This is a genomic window from Streptomyces sp. NBC_00388 (assembly GCF_036061255.1).
In the GTDB taxonomy this organism is placed as follows: Bacteria; Actinomycetota; Actinomycetes; order Streptomycetales; family Streptomycetaceae; genus Streptomyces.
Genome location: NZ_CP107948.1, coordinates 6,400,115 through 6,410,361 on the forward strand (window position 1 = coordinate 6,400,115; position 10,247 = coordinate 6,410,361).

Annotated in this window: 9 protein-coding genes; 5 read left to right on the forward strand and 4 right to left on the reverse strand. The window is 69.0% G+C overall.

Features of this window, described 5'->3' with window-relative positions; genetic code table 11:
* Window positions 1–38 precede the first annotated feature (38 nt).
* On the forward strand, window positions 39–305 hold the full coding sequence (locus OG917_RS28485; protein ID WP_328320976.1) for a hypothetical protein: 267 nt from the start codon (window positions 39–41) through the stop codon (window positions 303–305).
* Between the two features lie 236 nt (window positions 306–541).
* On the opposite strand, the gene OG917_RS28490 is transcribed toward OG917_RS28485, so the two are convergent.
* The 3 genes from OG917_RS28490 to OG917_RS28500 all read right to left on the reverse strand — a co-directional run bounded on the left by OG917_RS28490 (window position 542) and on the right by OG917_RS28500 (window position 3,585).
* The gene (locus OG917_RS28490; protein WP_328320977.1) at window positions 542–1,756 is read right to left on the reverse strand and encodes an acyl-CoA dehydrogenase family protein; all 1,215 of its coding nucleotides are present in this window, start codon (window positions 1,754–1,756) and stop codon (window positions 542–544) included.
* A 15-nt stretch (window positions 1,757–1,771) separates the two neighbouring features.
* Window positions 1,772–2,239: an SCP2 sterol-binding domain-containing protein gene (locus OG917_RS28495; protein ID WP_443059031.1), complete on the reverse strand. Its 468-nt coding sequence runs from the start codon at window positions 2,237–2,239 to the stop codon at window positions 1,772–1,774.
* Between the two features lie 143 nt (window positions 2,240–2,382).
* Window positions 2,383–3,585 (reverse strand): helix-turn-helix domain-containing protein, encoded by a 1,203-nt coding sequence (locus OG917_RS28500; protein ID WP_328320979.1) that lies wholly within the window; start codon window positions 3,583–3,585, stop codon window positions 2,383–2,385.
* A gap of 622 nt (window positions 3,586–4,207) precedes the next feature.
* Here OG917_RS28500 and OG917_RS28505 point away from each other — a divergent pair.
* The gene (locus OG917_RS28505) at window positions 4,208–4,810 is read left to right on the forward strand and encodes a hypothetical protein (protein ID WP_328320980.1); all 603 of its coding nucleotides are present in this window, start codon (window positions 4,208–4,210) and stop codon (window positions 4,808–4,810) included.
* 143 nt (window positions 4,811–4,953) lie between these two features.
* Window positions 4,954–6,456, forward strand: coding sequence for a DUF6801 domain-containing protein (locus OG917_RS28510; protein ID WP_328320981.1), 1,503 nt, complete (start codon window positions 4,954–4,956; stop codon window positions 6,454–6,456).
* A 257-nt stretch (window positions 6,457–6,713) separates the two neighbouring features.
* Here the strand turns inward: OG917_RS28510 and OG917_RS28515 are convergent, their stop codons facing one another.
* Window positions 6,714–7,658: a hypothetical protein gene (locus OG917_RS28515; RefSeq protein WP_328320983.1), complete on the reverse strand. Its 945-nt coding sequence runs from the start codon at window positions 7,656–7,658 to the stop codon at window positions 6,714–6,716.
* 745 nt (window positions 7,659–8,403) lie between these two features.
* Between OG917_RS28515 and OG917_RS28520 the strand changes: the two genes are divergently transcribed.
* Complete coding sequence (locus OG917_RS28520) at window positions 8,404–9,393, forward strand: ABC transporter ATP-binding protein (protein ID WP_328320985.1); 990 nt, start codon at window positions 8,404–8,406, stop codon at window positions 9,391–9,393.
* Window positions 9,390–10,244: an MlaE family ABC transporter permease gene (locus OG917_RS28525; RefSeq protein WP_328320987.1), complete on the forward strand. Its 855-nt coding sequence runs from the start codon at window positions 9,390–9,392 to the stop codon at window positions 10,242–10,244. Before OG917_RS28520 ends, OG917_RS28525 begins: the two co-directional genes overlap by 4 nt.
* The last annotated feature ends 3 nt before the right edge of the window (window positions 10,245–10,247 follow it).

The window sequence follows — 10,247 nt, forward strand, 5'->3', positions numbered from 1 at the left end:
GTATCGAGAACCCGCGATGGATGAAGGAGACTGCCCTCATGGGACGAGACAAGGTCGGCAAGCCCCGCCGCGAACGCCCTGCCGGCGAGACGCACGAGCCCACCACCCCTCACCCCAACTGGCCTGAGAGCCATGTAAGGGTCGGGCTCACTGGAGACGACGCCGAGGAGTGCGTCAAGGTCACCATCCACGGTGCCGAGCATTACCTGCACGCCACCACAGCGCGTGAACTCCACCGCATGCTGGAGAAGAACCTCGACCGGTACAACGTGATCGCTGCCAGCGCAGGCGTCCCCGGCGTGTGACGTAACTCCACTCGAATGGGTTGGTGGGCCGAGCGGCCGCATCCTCACGTGCGGCCGTGTGCACCATTGCCCGACCTGCTGATCACTGGTACGTCACCGTGTCCCACGGTGGCGCTCGTATGCCCGCGATTCACTTGAGGCCCCCAGCTACTGCCGGGGGCCTTCTGTACGTTCGGGGGCTGATGAGACCCGACCGAGCCGGACAGTGCGACCCGACCCCGCCGAAAGTGACCCCGTCAGCGGATGTGGCGCCCGGAGATCGCCCGGGCGATCACCAGCCGCTGGATCTCGCTGGTGCCCTCGAAGATGGTGTAGATCTTCGCGTCGCGGTACATCCGCTCCACCGGGTGCTCACGGCTGTACCCCGCGCCGCCGAGGATCTGGACGGCCTTCTCCGACGCGGCGACCGCCAGCTCACCGGCGCGCAGCTTGGACATGGAGCCCTGGCCCGCGTCGAAGGTCTTGTCGTTCCTGGCCATCCAGGCGGCCTGCCAGATCAGCAGCCGTACGGACTCGATCTCGGTCCGCAGGTCCGCGAGCGCGAAGGCGATGGACTGGTTCTCGATGACGGGGCGGCCGAAGGCGTGCCGCTCGCCCGCGTACTCCAGCGCGTACTCGTAGGCGGCCCTGGCGATCCCCAGTGCCTGCGCGCCCACGGTCGGCCGGCTGACCTCGAAGGTGGCCAGCGCGGCCTGGCCCCTGGCCCGGCCGCCCTCCCGGGCGCGGGCCAGTCTGCGGTCCAGCTTCTCCTTGCCGCCGAGCAGGCAGTGGCCGGGCACCCGGACCTCGTCGAGGAAGACGTCCGCGGTGTGCGAGGCGCGCAGCCCGAGCTTCTTGATCCTGCGGTTCGCGGCAAGACCCGGTGTGCCGGGCGGCACGATGAAGGCGGCCTGGCCGCGTGAGCCGAGCTCCGGGTCGACCGAGGCGACGACGACGTGCACATCGGCTATGCCGCCGTTGGTGATCCAGGCCTTCTGACCGTGGATCACCCACTCGTCGGTCGCCTCCTGGTAGCGGGCGCGGGTCCGCATCGCGGAGACGTCCGAGCCCGCTTCCGGCTCCGAGACGCAGAAGGCCGCGAGCCGCGGGTCGTCCGGGTCGCCGAAGCACTGCGGGACCCACTCGGCGAGCTGGTCGGGGGTGCCGGAGGAGAAGATCCCGGCGACGGCGAGCGAGGTGCCGAACAGCGCCATACCGATCCCCGCGTCACCCCAGAACAGCTCCTCGTTGGCGATCTGGAGGGAGAGCCCCGTGGGGTCGCCGTACATGTCGGCGAGCGATTCGAAACCGTAGAGTCCGATCCGGGCGGCCTCCCTGATGACCGGCCACGGTGTCTCTTCGCGTTCGTCCCACTCGGCGGCGGCCGGACGCACGACCCCGGCGGCGAAACCGTGCACCCACTCCTTCAGGTCACGCTGTTCCCCGGTCAGTTCGAGGGAGAATCCGCTCATGTCCGGCGCCCTCCCTCAGGCCTTGGGGATGTCGAAGTAGCGGGAGAGCCCCGCGGCGAGGCCCACATCGCCCGCGATCCTGACCTTGCGCAGCATGAAGAGGGTCACCGGGCTCGCGTTACCGGACACCAGCTTGAGGAAATCGGCGTCCCCCATGGTGAGCGTGGTGCGCGGATCGGCGTCCGAGCGGCCCTCGGTGACGGTGCACACTCCCCCGGCGATCGTGGTCTCGTACACGACGTCACTCTCGCCCGTGACCTTCCAGCGGATCGTGGCGGCGAGCGAACCCGCGCTCTCCGGACGGAACTGCCGCCCCATGCGCCCGAAGACCTCGGCAAGGACGCGGTGGCGCAGCTCACCGCGGGCGATCTCGCCGAGTTCCCGGCTGGAGAGCCCCTTGATGATGCCCGCGAACTCCTGGGGGGAGACGGACGCGAAGTCCAGCTCTGCGAGCTTCGCGCTGATGTTGTCCGCCACGGACACTTCCTTACTCCCGAGTAAACTTACTGGAGGGTCAGGTTATGGCGCGACGGTGCCGCGGGCAAGGCGGGCGTACGGGCGAAGTGTCCTGCCGTGCAAGGTGTCGGGCCGGGCGCCGTTCCCGGGGCCCGGAGGGGCGGCCGGGATCAGCTGTCGCCCGATTCGAGGCGCATCGCCCGCAGGACGATCTCGATGGCGAACCGCCGCTCGGGATCGGACAGTTGCTCGCCGAAGATGCTCTCCAGGGTGCGCATGCGGTAGCGGACGGTCTGGGCGTGCACGTCCAGTACCTCACCCAGGTGGGCGGCGGTGCCGCGGGTCGCGAGCCAGGCGTGCAGCGTCTCCAGGAGGCGGTCCCTGCGGTTCGCGGTGAGATGGGAGACGGGGGCCAGTTCACGGCCGGCCAGTTGTTCCAGGAGCGCGCGGTCGGAGAGCAGCCAGAGGGTCACCATGTGGTCCTCGCAGCGGACGGTCGGCGCGTCCGGGACGATTCCGGTGTCGATGAGGTCGAGTACCCGGCGGGACCAGCGGAGTGAGTCGGCGGCGTTCGCGAGCGGGACGGTGAGGCCGATGGCGCGGTGCGCCCCGGGGAGCGCGACGTCGAGCATGTGCTGTCTTCGCTCGTCGAACGGCCCGGGAATCAGCAGATGGGGCTGGGGCTCCGCGAGATCGGCGAGGACATCGTTGTCCAGCAGGGCGGACGGAATTCCCGCGGGCGGCCGCAGGGAGACCAGTGTGACCTGGTCGGGAAGGGTCCAGCAGGTCTGCTCCGCGAGTTCGGCGATGGCGGCGCGGGGCACCGGTGATCCGGCGAGGATCAGATGCAGCAGACGGCGCCGCTGGGTGTCCAGCTGGTCCCCGCCGGCGGTCCTGACCTCCAGATAGCCCTCGCGGGAGAGCGCTTCGAGCTCGTCGACGTAGGTGAACAGCGCATCGGCGAAGGTGAGCATCAGCGTGGGGGAGAGGTTGTAGCGCCGCCCCACCCGCTTCGCCCGGCGCAGGGCGATCCGGGCGCCGAGCCGGTACGCGCCCTGGAGCTGGTCCAGGGTCCTGCCCTCGTATGCCTCGAACCTGCCGAACCTCCGGCACATCTCGTCCCGCAGCGCGGACGGAGCGGTGGGTTCGGCGACCTGGTCGACGAAGACGGAGATGTTCTGCTCCACACCGATACGGATGCCCTGGGCGTAGGGGCCCTCCAGCAGCCGTGCGTACTCGGGGTAGGCGCGGGTGACCTCAAGCCCGATCTCCTTGATCAGACTGGGGAGTTCGGGCCGCATGACGGCAGCGAACTCCTGAGGCAGCGGCCCCAGCGGTTCTCCGATGTCCGAGGGTTGTGCAACTCCCGGCATTCCTCGACCCCTTGCTCTCCAGCGCCCGGTGGGGGTGGTCGACGGGAGAGCGCTCCCGGAGACCTTCAGGTGCGTACCAGTGAGTTGCTGAACATAGTCGAATCCGTGGGCCGGTGGACACCGCCGGGACAGGGCCGCGGACGGGCGGGGGAGCGGATCCAGCCAACTCGTGTCGTGTGCCGCGGCCGCCGGGCGGAACGGCCGGGCTGAATTCTCGGCCGGCCGCGTGTTTTCCTTGTCATTTTCTGACAGCAGGAAGCCCCGGTGTGAGCGTGCGGTGCGGATGCGCCCGACACGGGATCCGGTCGGTGCCGGGCGTGGGCAACTGTCACCCGAGAACACGGAGGGCTCGGCGGAATTGCTCACTTTCAGCTAATGCGGACGTGGTCCTGTACTCGCCGGACAACAGGAAATTGATCGCGGGGAAACCGCGCCCGGATTTCTTCGTACAGGCCATTGCGGACTCAGGTTACTCACTCGTAGCGTCATCGCCGCACGGTCGGAACAGGCGGTCGCCCGGGACGAAACCGCCTTCCGGCCACGTGAACCTCGTGGGGGCTCCGTTCCGTTCGGGACGGAACTCCGGGAATCTGATCAGGACGCCACGAAGGGAAATCACACCATGCACAAGCTTGCCGCAAGAGCCGCACTCGTGACCGCCGCCATCGGCGCGGCTGTCGGGCTGGCCGCGACCTCGGCCTCGGCCACCGCCACGTCCTCGTGGACGGTCACCCACTCCGGCGCCTACACCGCGCACGCCGTCAACCCCTCGCTGGCGGTCCCCGCGGCGACTCTGAACTGTGCGTCGTCCGACGTGACCGCGGGCTCGCTCCTGGCGACGAGCCCCACCGGTGTGGGGATCGGCTCCATCAACAACATCACCTTCACCAACTGCAACGTCGCGGGCATCACCTTCAAGGTCACGATGAAGGCCACTCCGTGGAAGATCAACGCGGTCAGTGTGAACGCCACCCACCCGACCTGGGTGAACGGCACCGTCAGCTCCATCTCGGCGCACATCGCGGGGGTCGGCTGCGCGGCTGACTTCACCGGTACGGTCAACGGCCACTACGACAACACGGCGCACGCCCTGGTCATCGACGGCACCGGCACCGGCCTCGTCGCGTCCGGCGCCAGCTGCCTCGGACTCATCAACAACGGTGACGTGGCGTCGTTCAACGCCTCGTACGCGGTGAGCACCCTTCCGGTGATCAGCACCCCGTAACCCGATGGGCACAGAGGTACGGGCCGGAGGCAGCGGATGCTGCCTCCGGCCCGGATTTCACGTTGTGGGCCCGGCGCGCGGGCGGGGCCGGGCGGCAGCGGAAGAACTGGACCGGAGCGTATGAGGCGGAGGGCGGGGCCGGCATGAATCCCAGGACACCTGTGAGGGGCGGCAGGCGGCCGGTACGGCTGGCCTCCGCCGCTGCGGCGGCACTCGTCGCCGGACTGCTGGCGGGCAACGGCTCGGCCGCCGGCGAGGGCGGAACCCCCGCCGCCCTCGCCTACGACTGCGGCCTGCCCTCCGGTTCCGTCCGCGCCACCGTCGAGGTGGCGGCGCGCCTGCCGGCGTCCGCCGAGGTCGGCAAGCCGGTGCAGCCGGGCCCTGTGCAGGTCACGGTGGGGCTCGCGCGGGCGGACGTCGCCGCGCTGCTGCCGAAGGACACCGCCGCGGTGCTGAGCACCGCATCGCTCGCCGTCGAAGTGAGCCAGAACGACCAGAAGGCCACCGCGATGTGGTCGCAACTCGCCGCTCCCAGCACGCCGGTCCCTGCTGAGGGCGAGGTACGACTCGTCCACTCGGGCGCCGTTCCCACCGTCACGGTCGGCGGCGCGGGCGATGTGACGCTGACCGCCGGTGAGTTGCGGCTCGGGCTGCTGACGGCGACGCCCGCCGCGGGCCAGGAGGCCGCCCCGGAGACCGTTCCGCTGGTCTGCGAGCCGGTCGCCGGGCAGGACCTGCGGCTGGGCACCGTTCCGGTGCCGGGGGACGGGAGCACCGCGCCGTCGGCCACACCGGGCAGCCCAGGGCCCAGCGAGCCGGGCGAGGACACGGGGCGCCGGAAGGGCGGCGGCGTCACGGTCCAGCCCCGGTCGGACCCCGCCCCGGTGGGCAAGTGCCCGACCGTGGTGCCGCAGGGCAAGGCGGACCCCAGCGATGCTCCGGTGGCGCCGCCGGGCGCCACCCCCGGGGAGTTCGACCTGCCGGGGAGCCCGGGATGCGCGTACGCCATCGGCGTGGCCAACATCAGCAAGCTGAACGGCGCGATGGTCATCAACGACCCGAAACGCCGGCCGGTGACGATCAGCGTGCTGGCGGTCACCCACTCCTCGGTGAGGTCCAGCGTCCAGCCCGGCGGCCTTTATCTGCGGCTCGACTCCCTGGCGGACCTGAAGCTCCCGGACGCCGAATCGACCTTCCTGACGTTCGGGTTCGAACCGGTGACGGCGAAGGTGCGATTCGAGACCGGCCCGGTCACCATATCCACCGGAAATGTCGGGACCAGTATTTTCTCGGTGATCTCGTTCAAGCAGTCCTTGCGGTTGTACGACGTGAAGGTGAACGGAACTCCGCTCGATGTCGGGGACTCCTGCAGGACAGCGACGCCGTACAAGGTGGTTCTCAACGGCGGGGCCAAATACACCAATGTCTTCTACGGGGGCACGCTCGACGGCACCATCGACATTCCGAAGTTCTCGGGTTGCGGTACGAACGGTGAGGACCTGGATCCGCTCTTCACCGCCTCCATCTCCGGGCCGGGAAACAGTATCGAGATGAACCAGGGGACGACGTGCATTCCTGACTCGCCCGACAACCTCTGCCCGCCCGATGTCCCCGAGCTGCCGGGCACCACGGCCGCCAAGCAGTAGGCAGGCAGGGCCTCCCCCCGGCGTCGCGTTCCGCCGTGCCGGCGACCGGCCATGAATGGCCGGTTGTCGGCACCGTGCCGTTCGCCGGGCCCCGCCGTGTGGTGCGCCGGCCGCGGTGCACCGGCCCCACCGGCATGCCGGTGGGGCCGCCTTCGCGTGGAAGGCGGCCCCACCGGGCGGGAGGGTGAGGGGCCCGCCGGGCCCGTCCGGCTCACCGGGACGGGGCGTGGCGGACGGCGGGCCCGTACGGGGCAGGGTCAGTGCCGCACGGCCGAGTGCCAGGCGTCGGAGAGCGCCTTGCCCTCGCTGGGGGCCGCGCTCGCCGGGTCGTTGAGTGTGGCGACGTAGGTCGACGCGCTGTTCAGCGTCACGTTGTTCTTGCCGGAGGCGGAGGGCAGGGCCGTCTTGAGGTTCACCGCCCAGTTCAGCAGGTTCAGCCCGCAGCCCTCGGCGCCGGGGACCGCGTAGGTGGTGTCGCCCTGGTTCGCGCCGATGAGGTTGATCCTGCCGAGAGCGCCGTCCGGGTCGGAGGTGCCGTCGGCGTCGAACGCCTCGGTCCCGGGGGTGGGGGCGGTGAGGTTCTGCGGGCGCAGCAGGATGGGGTCGGCCGACGAGCCGATGTAGCACTTGTCGCCCAGGAACGGGTTCTGCAGGTGGATGCGGACCGGCAGCGTCACGATCGGCTTGCCGGTGGTGGCTCCGGCCAGCAGGGTGAATCCGCTGGGGTTGTTCACCGATTCGATGGTGGCGGTGACCCGGTTCAGGCTGTTGTCGGTGAGCTGTTTGCAGACACCGCTGACCACGGGGACGTTGCTCGGGCACATCAGGCCCAGCAGGCCGCCCGGGAGCTGTGCCGAGTCGGCCACCAGGGCGCCGTCGGCGGGGGAGACCAGGGTCGACGAGCCGTCGGAGTGGGTGATCACGCCGAGCTGCAGATCGCTCGCCCCGGTGGGGACGACGGAGTTGCCTAGCTTGATGGAGCCGTTCGCCGAGTGCGAGGAGACACAGAGCGCGGTGTCGTTCTGTCCGTCGGCGGCCAGCATCGCCGGAGCGTCCACAGGGCACCGGGAGAACGGCGCCCAGCTGCCGTTCAGGCTGACGGCCCCGGTGGCCGCGGTGGCGGAGCCCACGGACACGAAAGCGGTGAGGGCGGTGGAGCCGGCGAGCAGCCCCAGGCGGAACCGGGTGGAAACGGATCTCATGTCTTCCCCTTTTTTCGGCGACCGCCCAGGAGGTGGCGCCGTACTCGGACCAGATGGGTCTGCGGCGCACCGGAACAGGGGTGACGTGATACCCGGACCGGGTGCGAGGAGCGAAAGGCGAGTCGAGGTGCGCGAGGCCGGATTCGCCTCGGAATTCACCGAGCCGTGAGGTTACTGGCGGGAAACACCGCTGCACAATCCTGCGGTTTGATGAACTTCTCCTGCCCCGTACTTCTTGTGCGGGGGTGAGCAAGGGCGCAACATCGCTTGTCAGTTGGTGCGCAGCCGGGCACGGGGCGGGCATTCGGCCGTGCAGGAGTGGCGGGTCCACCGCGGCGCCGGCGGCGTGATCCGTGTGCGCGATGGGACTGCCGGGCGGCGGAATTTATCACTTCTGGATGACTTTTCCTGTGTCGCTGCTCAATCACCGCAAAGAAGAGGGTGGTCGTGCGACGGCCTGGCGAAACTTGCGGAACTGGTATTGCGGCCCAGGTTACTCGGCCGTAACGTCGCTCTTCGCAAGCCACTTGGCCGGTTGGGGCCGGGACGTAAGCCCCTCACCTGCGTCCCTGCTGTGAATAAGCACTTTTCGACAAGGTTTCCGTACGGGCTTGTCACCCCACGACAAGTAGCGCGATTTCTTGGGGAGTTACCTGTTCAAGGGCTTGTCCCCACGGTGCTGGTGAACTTAACGTGCGCCTCTCGGCGCACTTCTGTCACTTCGTGAGTGCATGCAGGAGGTGAGATGGGAATCGAAGTTGTTGTTGAAGGGCTCACCAAGTCTTTCGGCAAGCAGAAAATCTGGCAGGACGTGACACTCACGCTCCCTGCCGGTGAAGTCAGCGTGATGCTCGGACCTTCCGGCACCGGAAAGACCGTGTTCCTCAAGTCCCTGATCGGGCTGCTGAAACCCGAGCGGGGCAGTGTGCTCATCAACGGCGTCGACATGGTGAACAGCCCCGAGCGCGACATCTACGAGACCCGTAAGCTCTTCGGCCTGATGTTCCAGGACGGTGCACTCTTCGGATCGATGACGCTCTTCGACAATGTGGCCTTTCCGCTCCGGGAACACACCAGGAAGAAGGAGTCGGAGATCCGCCGCATCGTCATGGAGCGGATGGACATGGTGGGGCTCCTGGGTGCGGAGGAGAAGCTCCCCGGCGAGATATCCGGCGGGATGCGCAAGCGGGCCGGGCTGGCCCGCGCACTCGTGCTCGACCCCCAGATCATCCTCATCGACGAACCGGACTCCGGACTCGACCCGGTCCGTACCTCGTACATCTCGCAGCTCCTCATCGACCTGAACGCGCAGTTCGACGCGACGATGCTGATCGTCACCCACAACCTCGACATCGCGGCGACCGTCCCCGACAACATGGGGATGCTCTTCCTGCGCAACCTCGTCACCTTCGGGCCCCGTGAACTGCTTCTCACCAGCCAGGAGCCGGTGGTCGCGCAGTTCCTGAGCGGCCGTCGCGAGGGTCCGATCGGCATGTCGGAGGAGAAGGACGCGGCGACCCTCGCCGCCGAACAGCGCAGCGCGGCCGGCTCACGTCCGCAGGCTCCACGGCCGATCGTCCCGCAGCTCGAACCGTCCGAAGGGCTGCCCGAGCGCCAGGCCGTGCTGCGGCGCAGGGAGCGGGTGCTGGGCATGATGGCGGAGCTGCCCGAGGCGGCTCGCACCGCCATCCTCAAGAGTTACGCGGCCCCGGCGTCCGGCGGTGTGCAGCCATGACCGCACCGATTCCGGTCCGCGGGTCCGAGCCGTCCGCGACCGCCCCCGGCACGGCCGCGGGGCACCGTGAGCCCCGTCCGCCGCTGCGTGCGCTCGCACCGCTGCGCGAGACCGGGAAGCTCTTCGCCCTCGGGGCCACCGTGACCCGGGCCGTCTTCCGAAGACCTTTCCAGGTAAGGGAGTTCATCGAGCAGTTCTGGTTCGTCGCGAGTGTCACCATCCTGCCGGCCGCCCTGGTCTCGATCCCCTTCGGAGCGGTCATCGCCCTCCAGGTCGGATCGCTCACCCAGCAGCTCGGCGCCCAGTCCTTCACCGGCGGGGCGAGTGTGCTCGCCGTCATCCAGCAGGCCAGCCCGCTGATCGTCGCGCTGCTGATCGCGGGGGCCGGCGGCTCGGCCATCTGCGCCGACCTCGGCTCGCGGAAGATCCGCGAGGAGCTGGACGCGATGGAGGTCATGGGGGTCTCGCCCGTCCAGCGCCTCGTCGTGCCCCGGGTGCTCGCCACCATGTTCGTGGCGGTCCTGCTGAACGGACTGGTCTCGGTCGTCGGCACGCTCGGCGGGTACTTCTTCAACGTGATCATGCAGCACGGCACCCCGGGCGCCTACCTCTCCAGCTTCTCCGCACTGGCCCAGCTGCCCGACCTCTACATCAGCGAGGTCAAGGCACTGATCTTCGGCTTCATCGCCGGGATCGTGGCCGCCTACCGGGGCCTGAACCCCAGGGGCGGCCCGAAGGGCGTCGGTGACGCGGTCAACCAGTCCGTCGTCATCACCTTCATGCTGCTGTTCTTCGTGAACATGGTCCTCACGGCGGTCTATCTCCAGATCGTCCCCGCGAAGGGGAGCTGAGAG

What these genes read in the sequence shown, in the direction of transcription:
- OG917_RS28520 (WP_328320985.1), top strand. Translation starts at nt 8,404, where the DNA reads ATGGGAATCGAAGTTGTTGTTGAAGGGCTCACCAAGTCTTTCGGCAAG.
- OG917_RS28510 (WP_328320981.1), top strand. Translation starts at nt 4,954, where the DNA reads ATGAATCCCAGGACACCTGTGAGGGGCGGCAGGCGGCCGGTACGGCTG.
- OG917_RS28515 (WP_328320983.1), bottom strand. Translation starts at nt 7,658, where the DNA reads ATGAGATCCGTTTCCACCCGGTTCCGCCTGGGGCTGCTCGCCGGCTCC.
- OG917_RS28485 (WP_328320976.1), top strand. Translation starts at nt 39, where the DNA reads ATGGGACGAGACAAGGTCGGCAAGCCCCGCCGCGAACGCCCTGCCGGC.
- OG917_RS28525 (WP_328320987.1), top strand. Translation starts at nt 9,390, where the DNA reads ATGACCGCACCGATTCCGGTCCGCGGGTCCGAGCCGTCCGCGACCGCC.
- OG917_RS28490 (WP_328320977.1), bottom strand. Translation starts at nt 1,756, where the DNA reads ATGAGCGGATTCTCCCTCGAACTGACCGGGGAACAGCGTGACCTGAAG.
- OG917_RS28505 (WP_328320980.1), top strand. Translation starts at nt 4,208, where the DNA reads ATGCACAAGCTTGCCGCAAGAGCCGCACTCGTGACCGCCGCCATCGGC.
- OG917_RS28500 (WP_328320979.1), bottom strand. Translation starts at nt 3,585, where the DNA reads ATGCCGGGAGTTGCACAACCCTCGGACATCGGAGAACCGCTGGGGCCG.